Here is a 23,316-nt window from a genome sequence, read left to right as displayed (position 1 = left end):
TTATTCGGATAATTTTCGACGTCTGCAATCGATATCTGTCTAGCTAATTGAAATGTATGGGATAAAAATCCTCGCTTCTAACGCGACTACCCGCCAGCACGTTTAGGCGCAAATGCGTAAAAGGCGCAGTGTTAACCCCGCGCCTTCAGATTCCACGAAGCGATTCCCGGTTAAGCGGCCGATCCCCCGACTGTCAGACCGTCCATTAGTACAGTTGGCTGACCTACGCCCACCGGGACCCATTGGCCGTCTTTACCGCAAGTACCCATACCTGGATCCAGCGCCATGTCGTTGCCCAGCCCCCGAATACGGTTAAGAGCAGACGGGCCGTCTCCGATCAGGGTCGCGCCTTTCACAGGTGCGCCGATTTTACCGTTTTCAACGCGGTACGCCTCGGTGCAGGAGAACACGAATTTGCCGTTGGTGATATCCACCTGACCGCCGCCGAAACCAACCGCCCAGATTCCGTCTTTGATATCTGCCACCAAAGAGGCAGGATCGGCCTCACCGCCTAGCATCACTGTATTCGTCATCCGCGGCATGGGTTTGTGCGCATAGCTTTGTCGCCGCCCGTTTCCGGTGGGTGCGACGCCCATCAGACGCGCGTTCTGACGATCCTGCATATAACCGGTCAGGATGCCGTCTTCGATCAAAACCGTCCGCGAACTGGGCGTACCTTCATCATCCAGAGAGATCGAGCCACGACGATCCGGTATCGTACCGTCATCTACGACGGTCACGCCTTTGGATGCGATCTGCTGCCCCATCAATCCGGAAAATGCGGAGCTTCCCTTGCGGTTGAAGTCGCCTTCCAACCCATGCCCAATTGCTTCGTGCAACAGGATACCTGGCCAACCGGGGCCCAGCGCGACTTCCATCACGCCAGCTGGGGCGGGGATCGCGTCGAGATTGACCAGAGCGATCCGGAGCGCCTCGCGCGATTTGTCCTGCCAATCTTTCGGATCGATCAACCCATCCAGCCCGACACGCCCGCCGCCGCCTGCCGAGCCGCTTTCGCGGCGGCCGTTCTGTTCCACGATGACAGAGATATTGAGGCGGGTCATTGGCCGCACATCACGGACCAGAACTCCGTCCGGGCGCAAAATCTCGACCTCTTGGACGGCCGCGGCGATTGTGGCGCTGACCTGTACGACACGAGGGTCCAGATCGCGGGCATAGGCGTCGATTTCGCGCAGTGTTTCGATTTTGACCGGAAAATCAGCGGATTCAATCGGGTCTTCGTCGGTATAAAGGCGGGTATTGGTGGCGCGAGGGCCGTCAGCGAGCGTACCGCCACCGTCTCCGACCGCAAGGCGCGCGGTCTCAGCCGCCCGTTTCAGGGCCGGAATAGAGACATCAGTGGAATGCGCATACCCGGCAACTTCACCTTGCACGGCCCGCAGGCCAAACCCTTCGGAGGCATCGTAGGATGCGGTCTTCAGGCGCCCGTCATCGAAGACCAAAGCCTCGGATTTTCGCCGCTCGACAAACAGCTCTCCGTCTTCTGCCCCGTCGGTGGCAGATTGCAAAACTGCAAGTGCTTCGTCCTGCGGAATAGCGCTTTCAAATGGGCGAAACGGGTCATTGGACATCTGTTGGGACCTTCCGAGTTTGATCCAGATCAAAAATAGCGTCTGTTTGACGCAAGCATTTTGCTTTATCTACCCGACGGAATATGGTTTTTAACGCGGCCAAAGACAACGGGAGAGGTGCGACTGATTCACACCTTTTCGCCAGAGAAGCAAAGATCAGACGATCAGGACAGAAAATGAAGAATGCTTTGATGCTTTCGGGGCTGATGACAGCCCTCTCCAGCCTTCCCGCAATGGCTCAGGAGCTTGAGATTATTGGTAAGCCGGTTGATGGCGGCCTTGGGTTCCAGCCCGCGGCCACCAGCCTGGCTTCGGGGATTCATCGGCTGGATGCGATGATTCTGGTGATCATCACCGTGATCTGCCTGTTCGTTGCCGGTCTGCTGGTCTACTGCATTGTGCGCTACAGTGCGCGTAACAACCCTGAACCAGCGCGATTCTCGCACTACACGCCGGTTGAGATTGCATGGACCTTAGGCCCGATCCTGATTCTGGTCTTCATCGGTGCATTCTCGTTGCCGGTTCTGTTCAATCAGCAGGAAATCCCCGAAGGCGACATCACCATCAAAGTCGTCGGAAACCAGTGGTACTGGACCTACGAATATGTCGATCACGACTTTGCGTTCGACAGCTATCTGTTAGGTCACCCGGCGACATTGGATGAAGGCGCACGCCCGGCCGATGCGGACGTAACCCCGTTTGTTCTGGATGACGCGATGCGCGCCAAACTGGCAGATGCAGGCTACAGCGACGACGAATGGCTGCTGGCCACCGACACCGCCGTAGTCGTGCCTGTTGGCAAAATCGTAGTCATGCAGGTTACCGCCTCTGACGTGATCCATTCTTGGACCATCCCGTCCTTCGGCGTAAAGCAGGACGGTGTTCCTGGTCGTCTGGCCGAACTGTGGTTCGAGGCCGAAAAGGAAGGCATCTATTTCGGTCAGTGTTCCGAACTGTGCGGCAAGGATCACGCTTACATGCCGATCACCGTCAAAGTGGTTAGTGAAGAGGCGTATGAGCAGTGGCTGCAAGGCGCACTGGAAGAGTATGCAGGTCAGCCCGCAGCCTATCAGGTTGCATCCAAGTGATGACCCGCGCGGGCTGAAAGCTCGCGCCAAAGGTAATGCAGGCTGCGCGGTATCCGCGCAGCTTTCGCCCCAGAAGGACCGGAAATGAGCGACGCAAGCATCAATGCCAGCACTGTAAGCGCCCAATCCCACGCGGATGAGGCTAGCTTTGGCGATTTCTTTGCCTTGCTGAAGCCGCGCGTGATGTCGCTGGTCGTGTTCACCGCTTTGGTCGGACTTCTGGCGGCACCGGTACCTGTTCACCCATTTGTCGGCTTCTGCGCCATCCTGTTCATCGCCATCGGTGGCGGCGCATCCGGCGCTTTGAACATGTGGTGGGACGCCGACATCGACCGCGTGATGAAGCGCACCAAGGGTCGCCCAATCCCCTCTGGCAAGGTTCAGGAGGGTGAGGCGATGGCAATCGGGCTGGCCCTGTCGGGGCTGTCCGTCATCATGCTGGGTTTGGCAACCAACTGGTTCGCCGGTGCTTTCCTAGCCTTCACGATCTTTTTCTACGTCGTCATCTATACGATGTGGCTTAAACGCTCGACACCGCAGAACATCGTCATTGGCGGAGCAGCAGGAGCCTTTCCGCCGGTTATCGGCTGGGTTGCTGCAACCGGGTCGATGTCGATTGAGCCGTGGCTGATGTTTGCCCTGACCTTCATGTGGACCCCGCCGCATTTCTGGGCGCTGGCGCTGTTCATGCGCTCGGATTACGACGATGCTGGGGTTCCGATGCTGACCGTTACACATGGTCGCCGCGCGACACGCTGGCATATCCTTGTTTACACGGCGCTGCTGGCCTTGCTGGCCGTCGGCACCGCGTTCTCGGGCATTGGTGGTCCGATTTATCTGACCGTTGCCGTGGTGCTTAACGCGCTGTTCCTGCGCGGAGCTTGGCAGATATCGCGCCGCGATGAGGACGATTCCGAAGCCGACAACTTCAAGGTGGAACGCTCGTTCTTCAAGCTGTCGCTGCTGTACCTGTTCCTGCATTTCGGTGCTATCCTGACCGAAGCACTGCTGAAACCCTATGGGCTGGGAGGTTGGTCATGAGCCTGCGCAAGAGCCACGAACTTCACCAACGCCGATTCAGCCGTAACCTTGGGGTCGGCCTGACGCTGGCCGCCTTTATTGTGATCATATTCGGTCTGACGGTCGTAAAGGTTTCAGGCACGGATTTCAGCTTGGCGACGCAAGAGGTACAGAACTGATGGCGCTGACAGGTCCTCAGAAAACTGTTGCGCAGACAGTTGGCGTGGTTGTCCTTATGGGCAGCCTGGCCTGGGCATCCGTTCCGTTTTACGATTGGTTTTGCCGCGTCACCGGTTTTGGTGGCACCACCGGTGTTGCCGCGACCGCGCCGGAAGACATTCTGGATCGCAAGGTTACCGTCCGCTTTGACGCCTCGAAGGCAAAAGGCATGGAATGGGAATTCAAACCGGTCGCTCGCGAGATGGAAGTGCGTATCGGCGAAACCGGACTGGCCTTTTATGAAGCTTACAACCCGACCGACCGCCCCATCGCGGGACAGGCGTCCTATAACGTGACTCCGTATTCAGCCGGCGGGTACTTCCAGAAAATTGCCTGTTTCTGCTTTGAAGAGCAGGTGCTGCAACCGGGTGAACGTGTTGAGATGCCGGTCACCTTTTTCGTCGACCCTGAAATGGTCGAGGATCTTGAAGCTAAGTATGTTCATACGATCACGCTGTCGTATACATTCTACGAAATTGACCTGCCCGAGGGCGTTGCCGCCCTTGAGACGCAGGCTGATATAACAACGAACTAACGCCTGTAGGTGAGGGACGCTGATGGCACACGCAAAAAACCATGATTATCACATTCTGGCCCCGTCGATCTGGCCACTGATCGGCGCGATCGGGGGCTTTGTGATGCTGTTCGGAGCCGTCCTGTGGATGCACGGCGTTACCTCGTTCATGTTCTGGGCGGGTCTTGTCGCTGTGCTTTATACCATGTTCGCGTGGTGGTCCGAGGTTGTGGTTGAAAGCCGTCAGGGCGATCATACACCGGTTGTTCGCATCGGTCTGCGCTATGGCTTCATCCTGTTCGTGATGTCCGAGGTGATGTTCTTCTTCGCCTGGTTCTGGTCGTTCTTCAAACATCGTATGTACCCGATGTACGACTATGCCGGCACCGAGTACATCCAGCCGGACATTCACGCGGTTGACCCGTTCCACCTGCCGCTAATCAACACCCTGGTCCTGTTGCTGTCGGGCTGTGCGATCACCTGGGCGCACCACGCACTGGTGCATGGAAATGACCGCAAGGCACTGGTACAAGGGCTGGCCATCGGTATCGCGCTGGGTATCGCGTTTACCTTCCTGCAGGCCTTCGAATATTATGAGCTGCTGGCCCACGAAGGTTGGGAGTTCGGCGGTGATCAGTTCTATTCGAACTTCTTCATGGCTACAGGTTTCCACGGCGCACACGTTCTAATCGGTACCATCTTTCTGTCGGTCTGTCTGATCCGGGCGTTGAAGGGTGACTTTACCTCTGAAAAACACGTCGGGTTTGAAGCAGCAGCATGGTACTGGCACTTCGTTGATGTTGTCTGGCTGTTCCTGTTCTTCGCGGTATACATCTGGGGCCAGGCGCCGCTGATGTAACGTCGGACAGGTGATCAAATTGCAAAAGCCGCCCAAAGGGGCGGCTTTTTCTCTATTCCGGGCGCATTATTGCGCCCCATACAATTGCACAGTTGCCTTTCCGCGGGTGTAGCCCTTAACAAGACGCCGGCTCTTGCAGAGCCTTCGAACAAAGCAACCTGGTTCTGACATGCGACGCATTCTCTTTCTGCTGATCTTTGGCATTGCCGGGCTGGCGATCCTTGTGTCGCTGGGCGTGTGGCAATTGCAGCGTTTGGCGTGGAAACAGGGCGTGTTGGCCGAGATTGAAAGCCGGATTTCCGCGGACTCGGGCGGGCTACCCGACAGTGTATCACCGGATGCCGACAAGTATCTGCCTGTCACGATCACGGGCGAGATGGAGCCGGGCGAGATCCATGTTCTTGTTTCGGTCAAGCAGGTCGGGGCGGGGTATCGTATCATTCAGTCCTTTAGTACCGATGATCGGACCATTTTGGTGGATCGGGGCTTTATTCCTGTGACCGCCAAGCAGGACGAACGCTTGAATGGTCCGATGGAAGTCACCGGTAATCTGCATTGGCCGGACGAAATCGACGGGTATACGCCTGAGCCGGATATCGACAACAACATCTGGTTTGCCCGTGATGTTCCGAACCTGGCTGCTGCCTTGGGAGCCGAGCCATTGTTGCTGATCGCTCGGTCGCAAACCGATCCGGGTGTTACGCCTTTGCCGGTCGACACGGCGGGCATACCGAATGATCACCTGCAATATGCAATCACCTGGTTTGGTCTGGCCTTGGTATGGGCTGCGATGACCGGATACTTCCTGTGGCGCAGCCGCGCCCCTTCTGAGAGTGACGCGACATGAAATACATCTCGACCCGCGGGCAGGCGCCCGAACTGACGTTTGAAGAGGCAATGCTGACCGGATTGGCTCGTGATGGCGGTCTTTACCTGCCTGCCGAGATCCCGGTGATGACGCAGGACGAGGTCGCAGCGCTAGCAGGTTTGCCGTACGAGGAAATCGCCTTCCGCGTGATGTGGCCTTACGTAAACGGGTCTTTTGGTGAGGGTGAGTTCAAAGAAATCATTGCCCGTGCTTATGAGGGCTTCGGCCATGATGCACGCGCGCCTTTGAAGCAATTGAACGAGAACCACTTCCTGCTGGAGCTGTTCCACGGGCCCACGCTGGCATTCAAGGATTTTGCGATGCAGCTGATTGGGCAATTGTTCCAGGTCGCCTTAAAGCGTCGCGGAGACCGTGTGACCATCGTCGGCGCGACCAGTGGCGACACTGGCTCGGCGGCGATTGAGGCGTTCCGGGGGCTGGATGCGGTGGACGTGTTCATCCTGTTCCCGCACGGTCGTGTCTCTGAGGTGCAGCGCCGCCAAATGACGACGCCTGCGGATAGCAACGTGCATGCGTTGGCCGTGGATGGCGATTTCGACGATTGTCAGGCTGCGCTGAAGGACATGTTCAACGATTTCGATTTTCGCGATGGCGTGAAACTGGCCGGAGTGAACTCAATCAACTTTGCCCGCGTCTTGGCGCAGATCGTTTATTACTTTTCGGCTGCAGTTTCCCTTGGCGCGCCGGATCGCAAGGTCAGCTTCACAGTGCCGACCGGAAATTTTGGGGACATCTTTGCGGGTTATCTGGCCAAGCGTATGGGCTTGCCGATTGACCGGTTGGTGGTGGCCACGAACCAGAACGATATTCTGCACCGATGCCTGTCGGGTGAGGGGTATATCAAAGGTGACACGATCCCCTCGATCAGCCCTTCGATGGATATCCAAGTCAGCTCGAACTTTGAGCGGGCACTTTACTATGCCTATGACGAGGATGGTGCGGCTATTGCGCAGTTGATGGATGAGCTAAAGAACGGCGGCTTCAATGTAAGTCAGGGCGCAATGGAAGCGCTGCGCGAGAGCTTTGACTCAGGGAGGGTCTCCGAGGATGAGACCTTGGCAACGATCAAGTCCACGCTGGTCCACAGCGCCGAGTTGGTATGCCCCCACACGGCCGTCGGCATTAAGGTCGCGGAAGAGCATCGCGCCGCCAATGTGCCGATGATCACGCTGGCCACCGCGCACCCCGCGAAATTCCCGGCCGCAGTTGAGGAGGCAAGCGGGGAACATCCGCCTCTTCCCTCTCGCATGTCTGATCTGTATGAACGTCCGGAACGGGTGACCCGCATTGCAAATGATCTGGGTGCCCTCGAGGATCATATCAAAAGGCATATTGCTGAGTGACTGTCAGACAAGACCAACTGAAGAACGGATTTCGTATCGTCAGTGAACAAATGCCGGGGCTGCAATCTGCGGCCATCGGCATCTGGGTAACCGCCGGCGGGCGGCACGAACGGATCGAACAGAACGGCATCGCCCATTTCCTTGAGCACATGGCGTTCAAGGGAACTGAGCGTCGTTCGGCATTGCAAATCGCCGAGGCGATCGAGGATGTGGGCGGATACATCAACGCCTACACCTCGCGCGAAGTGACGGCTTATTATGCCCGCGTCCTTAAGGACGACGTAGCGCTGGCTATGGATGTGATCGGCGACATCGTTCTGAACCCGGTTTTTGACCCGCGTGAGATCGAGGTCGAGCGCGGCGTTATCTTGCAAGAGATTGGTCAGGCCTATGACACGCCCGACGATGTGATTTTTGATTGGCTGCAAGAGCAAAGCTATCATGATCAACCTCTGGGTCGGACCATTCTGGGGCCGACCGAACGCGTCAGCGCCTTCTCGCGTGAGGACCTGTCAGGGTTTGTCGCCGAGCATTACGGCCCGGAACAGATGATCCTTTCGGCGGCTGGTGCGGTTGACCACGACGCGCTGATGAAAGCGGCGGAAGAGATGTTTGGTCACCTGCAACCATGCGAGGGCCTGATCCCGGAAACCGCACGCTTTACCGGTGGAGAGGCGCGGCAGGAGAAAGAGCTGGAGCAGGCCCATTTTGCGCTTGCGCTGGAAAGTCCCGGCTATCGGGATGACGCGATCTATACCGCGCAGATCTATTCTACTGCTTTAGGCGGCGGAATGTCTTCGCGCCTGTTCCAGGAAGTGCGCGAAACGCGCGGGCTTTGCTACACCATCTTCGCTCAGACCGGTGCATATGCTGATACCGGCAGCACGACGATCTATGCTGGTACGTCGGCAGACCAAGTTGGTGAACTGGCAACCATCACCATCGACGAGATGAAGCGCGCCGCCGAAGACATGAGCGCGGAAGAGGTTGCGCGTGCCCGTGCCCAAATGAAGGCCGGGATGTTGATGGGGCTGGAAAGCCCGTCGAACCGGGCCGAACGTCTGGCGCGCCTCGTTCAGATATGGGACCAGGTTCCCTCGCTAGAAGATACGGTTGCTAAGATCGATGCCGTAAGCACCCAAGATGTTCGTGTATTCGCCGAACAAATGGCCGTGCAGGCACGGGCAGCGCTGGCGCTTTATGGCCCGGTCTCGGGCGCACCTACGCTGGCCGAATTGCAGGAGAGGCGTGCGGCGTGATGCTGTTGGGCAGACGCAAGCTGAAACTCGAAACCGAGCGCCTTAGCTTGCGCCCGCCGGTGCATTCCGACTTTAACGACTGGGCGGCGCTGAGGCGCGCGTCGCAGCAATACCTGACCCCGTGGGAGCCGGTCTGGGCCAAGGATCATCTGAGCCGGAAGTCCTTTACGAACCGAGTCTACTGGGCCCAGCGGTCCGTAGCCGGAGGAACTGCGATCCCACTGTTTCTGTTCCGGCGCACTGACGATGTACTTCTGGGTGCCATCACGCTGGACAATGTTCGCCGCGGCCCAGCGCAGGCGGGGACACTGGGGTATTGGACGGGCCAGTCTTTTGCCCGTCAGGGCTATATGCGCGAAGCCATCGGTGCCGTCGTGCATCACGCCTTTACCCGATTGGACCTAAGCCGGATCGAGGCCGCTTGCCTGCCGGAGAACAAACCGTCCCGTGGCTTGCTGGAAAGTTCGGGGTTCAAATACGAGGGCGTGGCTCAGTCGTACCTGCAGATCAACGGGCGGTGGCGGACGCATGTGCTGTACGCCAGCCTACGGTCGGACCGGCGCGGGAAGACCGACGCGGGGTAGGTCAATGGCGCGGGCAAAACAGCCAATGATTTGGATCAGTGGGGCGATGGTAAGCGTTTCGAGTATTAAGGGGTTTGATCAAGACAACTATCTCGAAAACAACGAACTTGCCGTCGATGCTATGAAGCGAAACAATGTTGGGGAGCCCTTGGCGGCAGATCGTTTCCCCACGGAAATGTATGCGGAATACAAAGACAAAAAGGAAAAGAAACAGCCTGATCTTTTCAATGCCGGCGGGACTTGTAGCGTTTCTACTGCCTGTGCGGCAGTTCTGCGCCAGTTTGATCTCGGTGAAGGCAACCTTTATCCTGTCAGGCTGTTCCAGCATGATCGCACCACACCGGTCGAAGGCGAGTACTTCTGTTTGAACTTCGGTGCGCAAAAGACCGCCGTGCTGACAGAACAATCTCCGCGCATCACAAAGCCATACCCAAATTATGCTATCTGGCAGCCGCCTGGGGCAATGCAAGACAAGGATATTGCGGTCAGCGCTTCGGCCCTGGATGGTCCTGACATCTGGATAGACACACAAATGCGCCACGCGTTTTTTGTGAGTGATCCGTTGGCACAAGCGTTACGTGTGGCGAAAGTCTCACGTCCCTTCAAGCTGCGGAAGTGCATCGTTCTCTGAACTGCTCCTAGAAAATGCCAATTCCGTGATTTCACCCACGCGATATCTGCAGGCGTGACTTACCTGTGTTCTGCGCTACACTCCGGACATGCGCTGGGTTGTTGCGGTATTGATGGTGATCTCGGGTGGGGCTTCGGCACAGGAACGGCGGCCGAGCCATTGCATTGCCATCGCGGATGCCGCACCGGGGATTGAGTATATTCACAAAGCAGCCTGGCAGGATCCGGTGCCGGAGTTCTCGGTTCGGATTAGCTATATTGCTCACGCGTCCTTTCTGATTCAGACCCAGGGCGGGTTAAACGCGGTGACGGACTTCACCGGCTTTATCGGCAGTGCCGATCTTATCCCGGACGTGGTCACAATGAACCATGCCCACAGCACCCATTGGACCGCCCACCCGGACCCGGCCATTCCGAATGTATTGCCGGGGTGGGGCGAGTTCGGGCAGGGGATCGAACACTATCTTGATCTGGGAGAGATGTTGGTGCGCAATGTATCAACCGACATCCGATCCTCGTACGGCGGCTATGAAGAGCGCGGGAATTCGATCTTTGTGTTCGAAGTTGAAGGGCTGTGCATAGGCCATCTGGGTCATCTGCATCATGTGCCGTCGGATGAACAATTTGCTGCACTTGGGCGTTTGGACGTTGTGATGGCCGCGGTGGATGGCGGAACGACGATGCCGTTGCCGGAAATGATCACGGTTTTGAAGCGGCTGAAAAGCTCGGTCATTATTCCGATGCACTGGTTTTCCAGCTTTTCGCTGGACAGGTTCCTGGTCGATATCCGAGAAGATTTTCCGGTTGAGCGCAAAGGCGTGTCCGAGATCACGGTGTCCTTGCGCACGTTGCCCGATCGCCCGACTGTTGTTGTGCTTGAGCCTCAATACCTCATTGAGCTGGAATAGGGCTTGTGGGAACGCGGTTGCTTGGGCAAGGAAAGGGTATGAAACTGAACCCTGCCGATGACAATTTTGCCCAATCAATCCGCACTGCGCTGGGCGATGATATTCTGCACCCTGTCGAGGAACGATACCTGGAAGAGCCGCGCCGCAGGTTCGCAGGCCGTGTCGGCGTTCTGGCGCTGCCGAAGTCGGTAGAACAGGTTTCGACGCTCGTTCGGCTCGCCTCGGATGCTTTGGTTCCCGTCGTGCCTTATGGTGGCGGCACCGGATTGGTTGGCGGGCAGGTGATGACCGACGGCCCGGCTCCGTTGCTTGTTTCACTGGAGCGGATGTCAGCCATCCGCGCGGTTTATCCGACCGAGAACATTCTAATCGCCGAGGCCGGTGCCATTCTGGCCGATGTTCAGGCTGCTGCGGAAGAAGCTGATCGATTGTTCCCGTTGGCATTGGCGGCGCAAGGGTCTTGCCGGATTGGAGGAAATCTTGCGACGAATGCGGGTGGGGTCAATGTATTGCGCTATGGGAATGCGCGCGATCTGTGTCTTGGGTTGGAAGCAGTTCTTCCGAATGGTGAAATCTGGCACGGCCTCAGCCGTTTGCGCAAGGACAACACTGGGTATGATCTGCGCAACCTGCTGATCGGGGCGGAAGGTACACTGGGGATCATCACAGCCGCGTCGTTGAAGCTGTACCCGCGCCCGACCGAAACCGGCACTGCGATGTTCCAGGTGGCCTCTCCGGATGCTGCCATTGAATTGCTGGCGCTGGCACGCGATCAGGTGGGCGAGGGGGTCAGCACCTTTGAGCTGATCCACAAGCAAGGCCTGCAATTCCTGTCCGAGGTTTTGCCCGATATCCGCCAGCCCTTTGACGTCCAGCCTGAATGGATGGTGCTTGTTGAATTGGGGCTTTCTGGGGGTGCGTCACCGTCAGACGCGCTGATGGCGTTGTTCGAAACAGCGGAGACGCGTGAGCTTGTAGGTGACGCGGTCATAGCCCAAAGCGAAGCGCAACGAATGGAGCTTTGGGCCGTACGTGAACTCATTCCCGAAGCCAACCGGTTGGTCGGTTCGGTCTCGAGCCATGATATCTCGGTTCCGATCTCGCAAATCCCCGAGTTCATACTGCGAGGGTCCGAAATCGTGCGCGGGTTGGGAGATTTCCGGATTAACTGTTTTGGGCATCTTGGTGACGGCAACCTTCACTACAACGTGTTCCCGCCGCAGGGGCATAGCCGTTCAGAGTATGACGCACAGCGGCAAACGATAAAACACGTGATGCATAATCTGGTGCATGAGTTCGGTGGATCGATTAGCGCAGAACACGGTATAGGGCGTTTGAAAACGGATGATCTTAGCCGCTATGGCGATCCAGTAAAGCTTTCGGCGATGCGCTCGATCAAGGCCGCGCTTGATCCAAAAGGGATCATGAATCCGGGTGCCGTTCTAAAGGCGTAGGCGCGGCCCATTTAATTCAGGCCGCGCGCTGGGTTCACGATGCGGGCAGAATAACTTTGTCAATCACGTGGATGACGCCGTTCGATGTCTCGATGTCTGCCTGAACAACGTTCGCGTCGTTGACCATCACGCCGTTATCAAGGTCAATCTTGACTTCTCCGCCTTGTACGGTTGCGGCTGTCATGTCATCGGACAGATCGCCTGACATCACTTTGCCGGGCACCACGTGGTAGGTCAGGATGGCAACCAGTTGATCTTTGTTCTCGGGCTTCAGAAGGGTTTCAACTGTGCCTTCGGGCAGAGCGGCAAAGGCGTCATCAGTGGGGGCAAAGACGGTGAATGGGCCTTCACCTTTGAGCGTATCGACAAGCTCTGCGGCCTGAACGGCTGCCACGAGAGTTTCAAAGCTGCCTGCGCCGACGGCGGTGTCGACAATATCCTTGGAGTGACCATCTGCATAAGCGGCCGTTCCTACGAGAAAGCTTGCGACACCGGCAATTGCGAGTTTGCGAAACATGGTATGATATCCCTTGTTGGAATGCCCTTGGTGGCATCAATCTGGATACGGGGCGGCATCAAAGGGAGATCACTGAATATGTCGATAAGTTCGGGTTGATCCAAAGAAAAACCGCGCTAAGCCAGCGCGGTTTCAGGTTTCCACTCACGATCTTGTGAATGCGCAGCCTGTCAAAGACCTTCGAATTCGCACAGGACGTGGACGTCCATGCCCATATCTTCCAAAGCCTTGCGCCCACCCAATTCGGGCAAGTCGATAATGAACGAGCATGAGACGATCTCGCCGCCCAGTCGTTCGATCAGTTTGATTCCGGCAGCTGCGGTGCCACCTGTTGCCAGCAGATCATCGACCACGAGGATTTTTTCGCCCGGTTGAATGGCGTCATCATGGATCTCTACAATCGCCTCGCCGTATTCCAGCTTGTAATCTTGGCTGATCGTAGTTCCCGGCAGCTTGCCTTTTTTGCGGATCGGCACAAAGCCGACACTCAGCTGGTGCGCGATGGCGCCGCCAAGGATGAAGCCGCGCGCCTCGAGACCTACAACCTTGTCGATCCTTTCACCGGCGTAAGGGTGCAGCATCTGATCAATCGCCATGCGGAAGCCGCGCGGATCCGCGAACAGGGTCGTGACGTCCCGGAACATGATCCCCTCATGTGGGAAATCCACGATGGTGCGAATGTAATCCTTGACCGATTTGTTCCTGGACATGGCCATCCCCTCTGGCGTCAAAACACGCTGGGGTGTTTGGCTTATCGGTGCCAGTCATGCAAGGAAAGATTGCCGCCAAGCTTCTTGTGATGCTTCAGCGTTGCTTTCGACAGCCCGCAGCAGCGGCACAGCACAGCAAGCCATCATGGCGGAACCGAGCTACGCCCTTTGTGGTGATCTTTCCGAAGAAACGCCAGAGCAGCATGAAGGTTCATTGCCATAATCTTCTTTTGTTGTTAGGTGATCGAGAAATACAAACTCTATGCAATGTATATACAAGGGCCGGCCGATGGAGCAAAAATCTTGTTGAGTACAGGACGCGCGGAAGCAAAAGACGGCAAGGTTTCGACCAAGAAAAATAGCCAGTTGGTCTTGCGTCTGGACAAGGATGAGCGGGACGCGTTCGTTCAGCTATGCAAAGAGCTGGACACGTCAGCTGCACGAGAAATTCGTCGGTTCATTCGCGCTTTCATGAAAGAACACTCCGAGGACTGAGCCATCAGGCCGGGCGGCGCAGGACAGCCGTGGCCACACCCATCCCGATCAACGTCACCCCTCCGAACCGTGTCATAGCAGTGATGACGCCCGAACGACCTATCATCTGTCGCAAGCGGTCTGCCAAAAAGGCATATGCCAACGCATTCAACCATGCCAGACCCACGAAAGTTGCGATCAGGATGAAGAATTGCGGCCCAAGTGGGTCAGCCGGGCGCAGAAACTGGGGGACGAAGGCGATAAAGAATGCAATGGATTTTGGGTTCAGTGCGGTGACCGCGGCGGCATGGCCAAATACGCTGCGGGCGGTGACATCGCGTCCGGTCTCCACAGTCTCCAGACCACCCGATGGCGCGCTGCGCAACAATTTGATCCCCAGCCAGACCAAATAGGCCGCCCCGACCCATTTAAGGGCCGTGAACATCGTAGCTGATGCTAGAACCAATGCGCCCAGTCCCAATAGCGAGGCCGTCATGGCCACCAGATCCCCAACAGCTACGCCCGTGGCCGAGGCCACGGCCACGCTGCGCCCTTTGGACAAAGCATAGCTGAGCACCAGCAAGACAGTCGGGCCCGGGATTAGCAGGAGGGCGGTGGAAGCAGCGACAAAAGCGAGCCAAAGATCAAGGGACATTGGAAATCCTGTTAATGCGTTTTTCGCAGCAAGCCCGGACCGGCGCGCAAGGTCAAGCCCGGCGTGTCTGTGTGGTCAAACGCATCAAAGCTTCTAGCGGGCCGCTTTTGAACTTTCGAGACCACAAAATCGCAAAGCCCGAGGATGCCGCGCAAAACGCAAACGCGCAGCCCACGATTTGAGGGGCGTTCAGTGATCCGTTCAGCAAACCTGCCTCTTCTAATATGCCCATGCCGATCAGGATGTGAGCCATATAGAGCGTCAGGCTCTGCCGACCGGGCGCAGTCAGGGCGGGGCCGATGCGCAGCTTTTCGATCTTTGGCCACAGTTTCAGCAGTAGTCCGATCACAACACAAGCCGACCCTGTACCGGCAATGATGTAGAACGGCCCCGGCGGGATGGATTCAGTCCCCAAATAGGCGGCCAGATCAGGATCCGTGACCAGCATTTGCGGGAAATGGGCAAAAACAGCAGCTCCGAACCCCCACATGATCAGCCTGTGTTGAATGCAAATCGTGTGCAGCTCTGACCGCCCGATGGCCATGCCGATCAACAGGAAAGCTGTCCAAGGCAGGACCGGGTGCCAGCCGTTGAAGAAAAGGTTGCGCAAGAAGCCGGGCAGGGTCCAAAGGTCGGTGTATGTCAACGTGTCCCAATCCCAGCCAAGGTCATAGTTGAATATCATGACCGCCAGAACCGCCAATGCCATCACACTGACAGAACCCAGCCACAAACCGCCAGTTGGTGCCGCCAGGAAAGCTGCGCCGACAACAAAGTACACCGCATAAAAATGCAGGATGTCGGCGTCAAATACGGTCATGTTAATCAGACCCAGCACGAACAGAAACGCTGCCCTCCGCAGTAGCATTGAGGCAGAAACAGAAGACAATCCAATTCCGATTCCGGCCAGGATCACAAACAACGCGGCCGCGCGGCCTTCGAGCGCATCGATCAGGATCGACGCCCAGTCATTACCAGGTGCGACCTGAGCTGCGATGCGGAAATTCACCAAAACCATTCCGCAGAATGCCAGAAACCGGGCCGCGTCCAATGCCTCAAGTCGCTTCATTCCATTTCTCTGCTTTGTCAGTGTTCTGGTGGTGTGTCCGAACCACAGATCGGTGCAATGCATGCGCAGTTTCAAGATGTTGCGCCAAAAAGAACCTTGGTCTTGCAACGCGGCAACAAGTTTTAAGATTGAATTAAGTGTTCGCCGTTTCGCTTGAAACAAGTTCTTGGGCCACCAACGTTGGAACGGAGCCAATGCTTCGGAGAGACTGATGATTCAAGCAGATCAAACCAGCGCACCTGAAACCAACCACTCGCGGCTTGCTCGTGTAAAGGGCGTGCTGATCCTTTTGGTGCCGGTCCTTGCAGTAATCTACGCGGGCATCGTGGGGTACATGTATGTGAACCAGCAATCGCTTTTGTTCAAACCCGAGGGTGAATTGCCCGCGCCCAATTCCGTGGGGTTGGCCGATGTTGATCCTGTTTCCCTAACGATGTCCGATGGTGTCACGTTGACAGCGTGGTCCGCCCCGCCTGCGACCGATGGTGCGCCGACGGTTTTGTTCTTTCACGGCCAAACCGGCAATCTGGGAGATCGGGCCGACCGGATGAGAGAGATCCTCAACAGTGGATTTGGCCTGTTGGCCCCCAGCTATCGCGGCTACCCGGGCAGTGAAGGCGAACCGTCTGAGATGGCGCTGATTTCCGATGGCATCCAGATGTATGACCAGTTGGATCGCCAGGGAACTCAGGTTGTGTTGCTTGGCCAAAGCCTTGGAACGGGCGTTGCCGCGGCGGTTGCGGAACAGCGCCCGAATGCGCAACTCCTGGTGCTGGAGGCGCCCTTTACGGCGACTGTGGACGTTGCGGCGGAAAGATACCCATTGCTTCCTGTGCATGCTTTGATGCGAGATCAGTTCGCGACCCGTGATTTGATCGAGAACGTCACCGTTCCGACCCTGATCTTTCACGGAACCGATGATGAAACGGTTCCGCTGCATCATGCAGAAGCCCTGGCTGTGATGGCTGGGGATACGGCGCAGATCCATGTCATCGAGGATGGCACCCACAACGACCTCTGGTCACATGGTCTGTGGGATCAGGTCCAACAATCTCTGCCTGCAAACTGAGGGTGCGGGTCAGAGAACGCGGCCCGCAACCGCATCCAGCTTGGCCAACAAGGTAGGATCACGCTTTTCCGGCGCAGTCAGGATGGCGAACTCCAGCGCCCGGTCGCAGCCATGGGGGCAGGGTGCGCGTTCAGCACCCAGCAGATCGGGTAGGCCTTTGACCAGCGCGCGGCCCTTCTCGGCATTTCCCGTCAGCGTGGCGATAATGGCGGTGACGTCTACTTCGCCGTGATCCGGGTGCCAGCTGTCGTAATCGGTGACCATGGCAATCGAGGCATAACAAAGCTCGGCTTCTCGGGCGAGTTTTGCCTCGGGCATGTTGGTCATGCCGATCACATCACAGCCCCAGTGTTCGCGATACATCTTGGATTCCGCCAGTGTCGAGAATTGTGGCCCCTCCATTGCCAGATATGTGCCCCCGCGATGGATCGTGATCCCGGCAGTCTTTCCGGCAGTCTCACATGCGTCCGACAATCGCGGACAAGTGGGGTGCGCGACGCTGACATGGGCCACGCATCCGGTGCCGAAAAAGCTTTTATCTCGCGCAAAAGTCCGGTCAACGAACTGATCGACGATTACGAAATCCCCCGGCGCCATATGCTCGCGGAACGAACCACAGGCCGAGACAGAGATCACGTCTGTCACACCAAGCCGTTTCAATGCATCGATATTGGCACGATAAGGCACCTCGGTCGGGGAATGTACGTGACCGCGCCCATGGCGGGGCAGGAATGCCATGCCCACGCCATTCAGCGATCCGGTCAGGATCTGGTCCGAGGGATCGCCCCACGGCGTCTCAACGGTGACCCATTCCGCATTTTCCAAACCATCGATATCGTAAATTCCTGATCCACCGATGATTGCGATTTTGGTCTGAGTCATGGCTGCTCTCCGTGAAAAACTGGTGAAAGAGTTCTGCTTGGCGACCGCTGGTTTGGCAAGTGGCTTCAAGGGTTTGTGTATGGTGTCTGTTAGCTATGCGTCCTGCGCATATCAGGGTCCCGCTGGGTGCAGTATCTAAGACTGGACATGACAGGTAAAAGGCCCCTTTCGCGCGAACAAACAAACCCACAGGACGTTCTATGCCCCGAGCCATGCTGGCAAGCTTTGCCAATCGTATAGCCAAACCCGATCTCCGCTGGATGCCGGACGAGGGGCTGACGGTCTCGCGCCTGCGCATTGAACTGTTGTCCGGCTTGACCGTGGCGCTGGCCCTGGTCCCCGAGGCGGTGGCTTTTGCCTTTGTCGCAGGTGTGCACCCATTGGTCGGGCTTTATGCTGCGTTCATGGTGGGTTTGATCACCGCGCTCATCGGCGGTCGTCCAGGCATGATTTCGGGCGCAACAGGTGCGCTGGCCGTTGTCATGGTGGCGTTGGTGGCTGAACACGGGGTGGAATATCTGTTCGCCACTGTGGTTTTGATGGGCGTTCTGCAGGTTATTGCCGGCGCAATGCACTGGGGTCGATTCATCCGATTGGTGCCACATCCGGTGATGCTGGGCTTTGTAAATGGTCTGGCCATCGTGATCTTTCTGGCTCAGATGGGTCAGTTCAAGGTTCCCGGCACCATGGAGAATACCGGCCACGGTGTCGGTGGCGGCGAATGGCTTTCCGGGCTGCAACTATACACGATGCTGGGTCTGGTTGCCCTTACCATGGCGGTGATCTGGATCATGCCGCGCATAACCCGCATCGTTCCCGCGCCGCTGGCCGGTATCGTCGTAGTGGCCGCGCTGGTGATTGGTTTTGGACTGGACGTGCCGCGCGTTGGCGATCTGGCCTCGATCGAGGGTGGTCTGCCTCAATTCCACATCCCGATGGTGCCGCTGAACTGGCAAACCTTTGAGATCATTCTGCCTTACGCCGTCATTCTGGCCGCCATTGGTTTGATCGAATCCCTTTTGACCCTGAACCTAGTTGGCGAGATCACCGGAAAACGCGGAGGTGCCTCGCAGGAGTGTATCGCGCAGGGTGTTTCTAACGTGGCCACTGGTTTCTTTGGGGGCATGGGCGGCTGCGCCATGATCGGTCAGTCGATGATCAACGTGAAGTCCGGCGGTCGTACCCGTATCGCCGGCATCGCTGCGGCCCTGTTCCTGCTAATCTTTATCCTGTTCGCCTCGCCATTGATCGAGCAAATCCCACTGGCCGCGTTGGTTGGTGTAATGTTTATGGTGGTGATTGGCACCTTCGCGTGGAACTCGTTCAAGATCATGCGCAAAGTTCCTCTGATGGATGCTTTCGTCATTGTTCTCGTGACAGTTGTAACGGTGATGGAGGACCTTGCAGTTGCCGTCGTTGTTGGCGTGATCGTGTCGGCACTGGCCTATGCTTGGAACAACGCCAAACGTATCCATGCGGTCACACGGGACTCGGAAACGGAACAGGGCGCAAAGGTCTATGAGATTCAGGGGCCGTTGTTCTTTGGTTCATCCGACGGCTTCATCGAACTCTTCGACGTGCCGAGTGACCCCGACACCGTTATCGTCGACTTCGCTGAAAGCCGCGTCGTGGACCAGTCCGCGCTTCAGGCTATCGAGAATATCGCCGCCAAGTACGAGGCCGCAGGCAAGCGTGTCATGCTACGTCACCTCAGCCGCGATTGTCACAAGCTGCTGAACAAGGCTGGTCACCTGATGGTCGACAGCGATGACGACCCGGATTACGAACTGGCGGTGGATTATTCGGTCCGCACCGGCATTCTGGGTGGACACTGACACGAAAAAGGGCGGCCAAATTGGTCGCCTTTTTACTTCCTGGCAATGCGTTCCAGCATTTCGATATCACCAGACAGCAAGGCGTCTTCAGCATCGGCCACGGCTTCGGCGGGCCAATCCCACCAGGACAAAGCCTGCAAACTTTCAATCACTTCGGGGGTAAACCTAAAACGCCGAACTTCTGCTGGATTGCCGGTGACAACGGCATAAGCCGGAATATCTCCGCGCACGACCGAGCCTGCGCCGATGATGGCTCCGTTCCCGATCCGGACACCCGGCAGGATCATCGCGCCATATCCGATCCAGACATCATGACCGATGACTGTATCGCGGGTATCCGGCTGAAACTCCGTCATCTGTTCTGTGTCAAAAACCGGAAATGGAAAGCAAGTCAGCCCGTCCATCGCGTGATTGGCGGAGGACGTGATGAAGCGAACCCCATGGGCGATCTGACAGAACTTTCCTAGCACCAGTCTTTCTCGTGAGAATGGAAAAAGATAGGGGGCCAACCGTGAAGCCCAGTCTTCGGGTGCTTCGAAATCTGACGCATAGCTGAACGCCCCGGCCTGAAACCGAGGGTGATCGATCGCCTGAGACAGGAAAACCGTTCCCTTGTGATCGGAACCATCGGGGAGCGTGATCGGGTATCTGCGCGAAGGGTCAGGCAATGGCATCAGTCATCTGGTCTTGAAAGGCTGAAGAGATCGGTAACGACCGAATAATCACGGTACCCAAGACGTGCCAGCGGATTAAAGGAAGTAACGTCAAACTTCCCGTCGCGGATATGATCGTCATGCAAATGAACACCAGTCACCTCGCCAAACACCACTCGGTTAGCTTCGCCCGGCAGGGTTACGATCTGCGTGAGCTTGCATTCCAGCGCAGCTGGAGCCCCTTCGATACGGGCGCAAGAGATGGTTTCGCATTCCACCGGTGACAGCCCGGCATGGCCAAACTCATCAACGTCTTTTGGTAGGCCAGCCGAGCTGGCATTCATCGCATCCCGATGCGCATGGGCCACAACATTGACGCAGAATACGCCCGTGGCCTCGATATTGGCGAGACTGTCCTTCGTGCCGTCCTGGTCGTGTTTAGTTCCTGTCGAGGCAAACATGACTTGCGGGGGCGTGTAGGCGACCCCATTAAAAAACGAGTAGGGTGCCAGATTGTTGATGCCATCTTGGTCGCGTGTGGAAATCCAGCCGATGGGCCGCGGCGTAATAATGGCGTTGAATGGATTGTGCGGCAGGCCATGGCCGTCTTCGGGGCGATAGAACATATAATCTCCAAGCGTTTGCCCAAGGCGTACCGAAGTGCTAGGGCGATTGCCAGCAAGGAAAAGAGGGCAGGGTGCAGCAGTTCGTGATCAGGCCGGAAGAGCCGGATGATTGGTGGGAGGTCGAGGCCCTTTATGACCTGTGCTTTGCGCCCGGGCGCGAGGCGCTGTCCTCCTATCGTTTGCGCGACGACGTACCGCCGGTTTCGGGCCTGTCACTTGTTGCGCGCGACGGACAGGGCATTCTGGCCGGTGCGATCCGGTTCTGGCCTGTGCATGTAGGCGATCATGACGCATTGTTGCTTGGCCCAGTGGCGGTACACCCAACCCATCAGGGTGAAGGTCTGGGCGGTTTTCTGATCCACCAGGGGCTTGAGGCAGGTCGCGAAATAGGCTGGCAAAGGGCGATGCTGGTGGGCGATGCGCCGTACTATGCCCGTTTCGGGTTTACCCGGCTTTCCGGCGTAGAAATGCCCCCGCCAACAAACCCCGACCGTGTATTGGGCGTGGAATTGAGCCCAGGTGAATGGTCAGGCGTAAGCGGCGTGGTGACCCGCTGGATGCGCTGAACTATTGAAACACCGGCATTCAACCCCGATGTTTAACGGCAGGAGGGTTTTCATGCAGGACGTGCTTCTTGTCGAAAAACTGGATACCGAAGCCGAATTGGATCGGTTGGCCAGGCACTACAGATCTGCCGGGGGGCCGGGCGTCAAACTATTGAACAGTTTGGGCGGATCCGCAGAATCGTTGTTGGACCAACTTCCGGCATCTGTACGGCAGGGCCTGACTGGGGCCACAGAACAGGCGCTTTGGCTTGCAATGCACGCAGCCGAGGGGTCGCGACGGGCCGTTCCTGATCAAAAGCCCTGGGTCAACACCGCTGTCGCAACGGCGATGGGTGCTGCAGGTGGTATGGGTGGCGTGTCAACCGCACTGATGGAATTGCCAGCTACGACCGCCATGTTATTGCGCGCAATTCAGGGGGCGGCGTTCCGCGAAGGGTTCGATCCATCGGAAGAAGGCGTCAAGTTTGACTGCGTTCGAGTTCTGAGTGCGGCCGGACCGTTGTCATTTGACGATGGTGCCGATTTCGGCTTTTTCTCAGTTCGCCTGACATTGACTGGCCCTGCAATGCAAAAGCTTATTGCGGCGGTTGCACCACGCCTGTCCATTGTGCTGGGCCAAAAGCTGGCGGCACAATCGGTCCCGGTCCTGGGGGCAATCGCGGGGGGCGGTACGAACTACGTCTACACCCGTTACTATCAGCAGGTGGCTCGGGTTCATTTTGGTCTGCGGCGACTGGCGATTGATGCCGACATCCCGCACGAAGATCTTGTTCGGAAACTGGCGTCGCGCCTTTGATTCCTGTCTGATGGCTTTAAAAAGGCCGCGCTATATGGTATCCGTGATTTATCCGACCGCTAAATATACGAAAAACTCAATGGTCGGTGAACGAGTGTGAGAGCAGTTGGAAAGGCAGCGCGGCGTGATCGATTCAAAGCGATCATCGTATCTGCAGGGAAACGTTCAGAACCTGCAGCTAAAGCATCAATCAGCGGCCTTGTGCTATCGCATTAAACACGGGCGGCTCAAGGTATTGCTGATTACAACGCGTAAGTCCAAGCGATGGATCATACCAAAAGGGTGGCTGATAAACGGCATTTCTTCATCGCAGACCGCTGGCAGAGAGGCATGGGAAGAGGCCGGCGTGAAAGGGAAGTGCGCAATCCAGCCAATTGGGCGTTTCACATACGTCAAAACCCGCGCCAGCAGAGGCCCCGTAGTATGTTTGGTGGATGTCTTTCCGCTCTGTGTTACGTCTGTTGCATCAGAATTCCCCGAACGGGCCCAACGAAAGCGAAAATGGCTTTCGCCCGGAAAAGCAGCCTCCCGGGTCAAATCACCAGAACTGTGCCAATTGTTACACAAACTTGACCCAATTCTACACTGACTCGCCATTCGAAGGGCTTGATCTTGCCATGTCTGTCGGTATCTATTTGGCTACCGGAAAATGGACGGACCATGATTCAATATTCGCTGAAATGCGGCCGCAACCATACATTTGACAGTTGGTTTCAATCGGCCGCCGCTTACGACAAACTCGCATCCGCTGGCATGGTGACCTGCGTGGTGTGTGGTGATGCGAATGTTGAAAAGGCCATCATGACACCTCGGGTTCGTCCGGCGCGCAATGCGCAAACGCCTGAGCAAAGGGACGATTCAATCGACACCGCGACCCCGTCACCAGATATTGAGAAGGTACTGGCCGATCTGCGCCGCAAGGTCGAGGAGAACTCGGACTACGTAGGCAAGGACTTTGCCAAAGAGGCACGCAAGATCCACTTGGGTGATGCGCCCGAACGCGCAATCTATGGCGAGGCCAAGCCCGATGAGGCAAAAGCGCTGATCGAAGATGGTGTCCCGGTTTCACCGCTTCCTTTTCTGCCCACCCGCAAAACGAACTGAT

Annotated in this window: 27 protein-coding genes; 19 read left to right on the top strand and 8 right to left on the bottom strand. The window is 57.0% G+C overall.

The window, feature by feature from the left end; translation table 11 throughout:
* Positions 1-170: 170 nt before the first annotated feature.
* Positions 171-1,592: a metalloprotease TldD gene (gene tldD, locus GOW92_RS12950; protein WP_170561017.1), complete on the bottom strand. Its 1,422-nt coding sequence runs from the start codon at positions 1,590-1,592 to the stop codon at positions 171-173.
* A 176-nt stretch (positions 1,593-1,768) separates the two neighbouring features.
* On the opposite strand from tldD, the gene coxB reads away from it, so the two are divergent.
* From coxB to GOW92_RS12890, 12 genes are all read left to right on the top strand, one after another.
* Positions 1,769-2,680 carry a cytochrome c oxidase subunit II gene (gene coxB, locus GOW92_RS12945; protein ID WP_170561016.1) on the top strand — a complete coding sequence of 304 codons (912 nt, stop codon included), beginning with the start codon at positions 1,769-1,771 and terminating at the stop codon, positions 2,678-2,680.
* A gap of 84 nt (positions 2,681-2,764) precedes the next feature.
* On the top strand, positions 2,765-3,721 hold the full coding sequence (gene cyoE, locus GOW92_RS12940) for a heme o synthase (protein WP_170561015.1): 957 nt from the start codon (positions 2,765-2,767) through the stop codon (positions 3,719-3,721).
* Positions 3,718-3,879 (top strand): hypothetical protein, encoded by a 162-nt coding sequence (locus GOW92_RS12935; protein WP_170561014.1) that lies wholly within the window; start codon positions 3,718-3,720, stop codon positions 3,877-3,879. Before cyoE ends, GOW92_RS12935 begins: the two co-directional genes overlap by 4 nt.
* Positions 3,879-4,454 carry a cytochrome c oxidase assembly protein gene (locus GOW92_RS12930; RefSeq protein WP_170561013.1) on the top strand — a complete coding sequence of 192 codons (576 nt, stop codon included), beginning with the start codon at positions 3,879-3,881 and terminating at the stop codon, positions 4,452-4,454. Before GOW92_RS12935 ends, GOW92_RS12930 begins: the two co-directional genes overlap by 1 nt.
* A 22-nt stretch (positions 4,455-4,476) precedes the next feature.
* Positions 4,477-5,292 carry a cytochrome c oxidase subunit 3 gene (locus tag GOW92_RS12925; RefSeq protein WP_170561012.1) on the top strand — a complete coding sequence of 272 codons (816 nt, stop codon included), beginning with the start codon at positions 4,477-4,479 and terminating at the stop codon, positions 5,290-5,292.
* A gap of 169 nt (positions 5,293-5,461) precedes the next feature.
* Positions 5,462-6,139: an SURF1 family protein gene (locus tag GOW92_RS12920; protein ID WP_170561011.1), complete on the top strand. Its 678-nt coding sequence runs from the start codon at positions 5,462-5,464 to the stop codon at positions 6,137-6,139.
* A complete protein-coding gene (gene thrC / locus GOW92_RS12915; protein WP_170561010.1) occupies positions 6,136-7,524 on the top strand; it encodes a threonine synthase in 1,389 nt (462 codons plus the stop codon). The genes GOW92_RS12920 and thrC overlap by 4 nt, the downstream gene beginning before the upstream one ends.
* Complete coding sequence (locus GOW92_RS12910; protein ID WP_170561009.1) at positions 7,521-8,783, top strand: M16 family metallopeptidase; 1,263 nt, start codon at positions 7,521-7,523, stop codon at positions 8,781-8,783. Before thrC ends, GOW92_RS12910 begins: the two co-directional genes overlap by 4 nt.
* On the top strand, positions 8,783-9,367 hold the full coding sequence (locus GOW92_RS12905; RefSeq protein WP_170561008.1) for a GNAT family N-acetyltransferase: 585 nt from the start codon (positions 8,783-8,785) through the stop codon (positions 9,365-9,367). The genes GOW92_RS12910 and GOW92_RS12905 overlap by 1 nt, the downstream gene beginning before the upstream one ends.
* A 4-nt stretch (positions 9,368-9,371) precedes the next feature.
* Positions 9,372-9,998: a hypothetical protein gene (locus GOW92_RS12900; protein ID WP_170561007.1), complete on the top strand. Its 627-nt coding sequence runs from the start codon at positions 9,372-9,374 to the stop codon at positions 9,996-9,998.
* An 88-nt stretch (positions 9,999-10,086) separates the two neighbouring features.
* Positions 10,087-10,905 (top strand): MBL fold metallo-hydrolase, encoded by an 819-nt coding sequence (locus GOW92_RS12895; RefSeq protein ID WP_170561006.1) that lies wholly within the window; start codon positions 10,087-10,089, stop codon positions 10,903-10,905.
* 38 nt (positions 10,906-10,943) lie between these two features.
* Positions 10,944-12,359: an FAD-binding oxidoreductase gene (locus tag GOW92_RS12890; RefSeq protein ID WP_170561005.1), complete on the top strand. Its 1,416-nt coding sequence runs from the start codon at positions 10,944-10,946 to the stop codon at positions 12,357-12,359.
* A 34-nt stretch (positions 12,360-12,393) separates the two neighbouring features.
* Here the strand turns inward: GOW92_RS12890 and GOW92_RS12885 are convergent, their stop codons facing one another.
* Both GOW92_RS12885 and GOW92_RS12880 read right to left on the bottom strand, forming a co-directional pair.
* Positions 12,394-12,876, bottom strand: coding sequence for a fasciclin domain-containing protein (locus GOW92_RS12885; RefSeq protein WP_058272260.1), 483 nt, complete (start codon positions 12,874-12,876; stop codon positions 12,394-12,396).
* Between the two features lie 170 nt (positions 12,877-13,046).
* A complete protein-coding gene (locus tag GOW92_RS12880; RefSeq protein WP_058272309.1) occupies positions 13,047-13,586 on the bottom strand; it encodes an adenine phosphoribosyltransferase in 540 nt (179 codons plus the stop codon).
* A 303-nt stretch (positions 13,587-13,889) separates the two neighbouring features.
* Here GOW92_RS12880 and GOW92_RS12870 point away from each other — a divergent pair, with 303 nt between their 5' ends.
* A complete protein-coding gene (locus GOW92_RS12870) occupies positions 13,890-14,081 on the top strand; it encodes a hypothetical protein (RefSeq protein ID WP_254453022.1) in 192 nt (63 codons plus the stop codon).
* 4 nt (positions 14,082-14,085) lie between these two features.
* On the opposite strand, the gene GOW92_RS12865 is transcribed toward GOW92_RS12870, so the two are convergent.
* Positions 14,086-14,715: a LysE family translocator gene (locus GOW92_RS12865; RefSeq protein ID WP_170561003.1), complete on the bottom strand. Its 630-nt coding sequence runs from the start codon at positions 14,713-14,715 to the stop codon at positions 14,086-14,088.
* A gap of 52 nt (positions 14,716-14,767) precedes the next feature.
* Positions 14,768-15,784, bottom strand: coding sequence for a DUF418 domain-containing protein (locus tag GOW92_RS12860; protein ID WP_170561002.1), 1,017 nt, complete (start codon positions 15,782-15,784; stop codon positions 14,768-14,770).
* A 211-nt stretch (positions 15,785-15,995) separates the two neighbouring features.
* Between GOW92_RS12860 and GOW92_RS12855 the strand changes: the two genes are divergently transcribed.
* Positions 15,996-16,853 (top strand): alpha/beta hydrolase, encoded by an 858-nt coding sequence (locus GOW92_RS12855; protein WP_170561001.1) that lies wholly within the window; start codon positions 15,996-15,998, stop codon positions 16,851-16,853.
* A gap of 9 nt (positions 16,854-16,862) precedes the next feature.
* Here GOW92_RS12855 and GOW92_RS12850 read toward each other — a convergent pair whose 3' ends face one another.
* Entirely contained in the window at positions 16,863-17,735 is an 873-nt protein-coding gene (locus GOW92_RS12850) for an S-methyl-5'-thioadenosine phosphorylase (RefSeq protein ID WP_170561000.1), read from the bottom strand.
* A 200-nt stretch (positions 17,736-17,935) separates the two neighbouring features.
* Here GOW92_RS12850 and GOW92_RS12845 point away from each other — a divergent pair, with 200 nt between their 5' ends.
* Positions 17,936-19,570: a SulP family inorganic anion transporter gene (locus tag GOW92_RS12845; RefSeq protein ID WP_170560999.1), complete on the top strand. Its 1,635-nt coding sequence runs from the start codon at positions 17,936-17,938 to the stop codon at positions 19,568-19,570.
* Positions 19,571-19,602: 32 nt separating this feature from the next.
* On the opposite strand, the gene GOW92_RS12840 is transcribed toward GOW92_RS12845, so the two are convergent.
* Complete coding sequence (locus tag GOW92_RS12840; protein ID WP_170560998.1) at positions 19,603-20,244, bottom strand: CatB-related O-acetyltransferase; 642 nt, start codon at positions 20,242-20,244, stop codon at positions 19,603-19,605.
* Positions 20,244-20,849, bottom strand: a complete 606-nt coding sequence (locus GOW92_RS12835; RefSeq protein ID WP_170560997.1) for a flavin reductase family protein — start codon at positions 20,847-20,849, stop codon at positions 20,244-20,246. The genes GOW92_RS12840 and GOW92_RS12835 overlap by 1 nt, the downstream gene beginning before the upstream one ends.
* Positions 20,850-20,920: 71 nt before the next feature.
* On the opposite strand from GOW92_RS12835, the gene GOW92_RS12830 reads away from it, so the two are divergent.
* The 4 genes from GOW92_RS12830 (at position 20,921) to GOW92_RS12815 (ending at position 23,315) form a co-directional block, all read left to right on the top strand.
* Positions 20,921-21,415 carry a GNAT family N-acetyltransferase gene (locus GOW92_RS12830; protein WP_170560996.1) on the top strand — a complete coding sequence of 165 codons (495 nt, stop codon included), beginning with the start codon at positions 20,921-20,923 and terminating at the stop codon, positions 21,413-21,415.
* Between the two features lie 52 nt (positions 21,416-21,467).
* Positions 21,468-22,211: an EcsC family protein gene (locus GOW92_RS12825; protein ID WP_170560995.1), complete on the top strand. Its 744-nt coding sequence runs from the start codon at positions 21,468-21,470 to the stop codon at positions 22,209-22,211.
* A 124-nt stretch (positions 22,212-22,335) separates the two neighbouring features.
* The gene (locus GOW92_RS12820) at positions 22,336-22,800 is read left to right on the top strand and encodes an NUDIX hydrolase (RefSeq protein WP_368040293.1); all 465 of its coding nucleotides are present in this window, start codon (positions 22,336-22,338) and stop codon (positions 22,798-22,800) included.
* A gap of 71 nt (positions 22,801-22,871) precedes the next feature.
* Positions 22,872-23,315, top strand: a complete 444-nt coding sequence (locus GOW92_RS12815) for a DUF1178 family protein (RefSeq protein WP_170560993.1) — start codon at positions 22,872-22,874, stop codon at positions 23,313-23,315.
* Position 23,316: the final 1 nt, after the last annotated feature.

The sequence above is a fragment of the Ruegeria atlantica genome, from assembly GCF_013032505.1.
GTDB classification, from domain to species: domain Bacteria; phylum Pseudomonadota; class Alphaproteobacteria; order Rhodobacterales; family Rhodobacteraceae; genus Ruegeria; species Ruegeria atlantica_F.
The sequence above is the reverse complement of the archived record's forward strand: the minus strand, read 5'-3'. Positions and strand labels throughout refer to the sequence as shown.

Excerpts from the sequence above, each read along its gene's own strand:
- GOW92_RS12930 (WP_170561013.1), top strand. The coding sequence starts at position 3,879 with ATGGCGCTGACAGGTCCTCAGAAAACTGTTGCGCAGACAGTTGGCGTG.
- GOW92_RS12850 (WP_170561000.1), bottom strand. The coding sequence starts at position 17,735 with ATGACTCAGACCAAAATCGCAATCATCGGTGGATCAGGAATTTACGAT.
- GOW92_RS12885 (WP_058272260.1), bottom strand. The coding sequence starts at position 12,876 with ATGTTTCGCAAACTCGCAATTGCCGGTGTCGCAAGCTTTCTCGTAGGA.
- GOW92_RS12935 (WP_170561014.1), top strand. The coding sequence starts at position 3,718 with ATGAGCCTGCGCAAGAGCCACGAACTTCACCAACGCCGATTCAGCCGT.
- GOW92_RS12855 (WP_170561001.1), top strand. The coding sequence starts at position 15,996 with ATGATTCAAGCAGATCAAACCAGCGCACCTGAAACCAACCACTCGCGG.
- tldD (WP_170561017.1), bottom strand. The coding sequence starts at position 1,592 with ATGTCCAATGACCCGTTTCGCCCATTTGAAAGCGCTATTCCGCAGGAC.
- GOW92_RS12840 (WP_170560998.1), bottom strand. The coding sequence starts at position 20,244 with ATGCCATTGCCTGACCCTTCGCGCAGATACCCGATCACGCTCCCCGAT.
- GOW92_RS12835 (WP_170560997.1), bottom strand. The coding sequence starts at position 20,849 with ATGTTCTATCGCCCCGAAGACGGCCATGGCCTGCCGCACAATCCATTC.
- GOW92_RS12905 (WP_170561008.1), top strand. The coding sequence starts at position 8,783 with ATGCTGTTGGGCAGACGCAAGCTGAAACTCGAAACCGAGCGCCTTAGC.
- GOW92_RS12895 (WP_170561006.1), top strand. The coding sequence starts at position 10,087 with ATGCGCTGGGTTGTTGCGGTATTGATGGTGATCTCGGGTGGGGCTTCG.
- GOW92_RS12865 (WP_170561003.1), bottom strand. The coding sequence starts at position 14,715 with ATGTCCCTTGATCTTTGGCTCGCTTTTGTCGCTGCTTCCACCGCCCTC.
- GOW92_RS12900 (WP_170561007.1), top strand. The coding sequence starts at position 9,372 with ATGGCGCGGGCAAAACAGCCAATGATTTGGATCAGTGGGGCGATGGTA.
- cyoE (WP_170561015.1), top strand. The coding sequence starts at position 2,765 with ATGAGCGACGCAAGCATCAATGCCAGCACTGTAAGCGCCCAATCCCAC.
- GOW92_RS12815 (WP_170560993.1), top strand. The coding sequence starts at position 22,872 with ATGATTCAATATTCGCTGAAATGCGGCCGCAACCATACATTTGACAGT.
- GOW92_RS12925 (WP_170561012.1), top strand. The coding sequence starts at position 4,477 with ATGGCACACGCAAAAAACCATGATTATCACATTCTGGCCCCGTCGATC.
- GOW92_RS12880 (WP_058272309.1), bottom strand. The coding sequence starts at position 13,586 with ATGTCCAGGAACAAATCGGTCAAGGATTACATTCGCACCATCGTGGAT.
- GOW92_RS12825 (WP_170560995.1), top strand. The coding sequence starts at position 21,468 with ATGCAGGACGTGCTTCTTGTCGAAAAACTGGATACCGAAGCCGAATTG.
- GOW92_RS12860 (WP_170561002.1), bottom strand. The coding sequence starts at position 15,784 with ATGAAGCGACTTGAGGCATTGGACGCGGCCCGGTTTCTGGCATTCTGC.
- GOW92_RS12890 (WP_170561005.1), top strand. The coding sequence starts at position 10,944 with ATGAAACTGAACCCTGCCGATGACAATTTTGCCCAATCAATCCGCACT.
- coxB (WP_170561016.1), top strand. The coding sequence starts at position 1,769 with ATGAAGAATGCTTTGATGCTTTCGGGGCTGATGACAGCCCTCTCCAGC.
- thrC (WP_170561010.1), top strand. The coding sequence starts at position 6,136 with ATGAAATACATCTCGACCCGCGGGCAGGCGCCCGAACTGACGTTTGAA.
- GOW92_RS12920 (WP_170561011.1), top strand. The coding sequence starts at position 5,462 with ATGCGACGCATTCTCTTTCTGCTGATCTTTGGCATTGCCGGGCTGGCG.
- GOW92_RS12845 (WP_170560999.1), top strand. The coding sequence starts at position 17,936 with ATGCCCCGAGCCATGCTGGCAAGCTTTGCCAATCGTATAGCCAAACCC.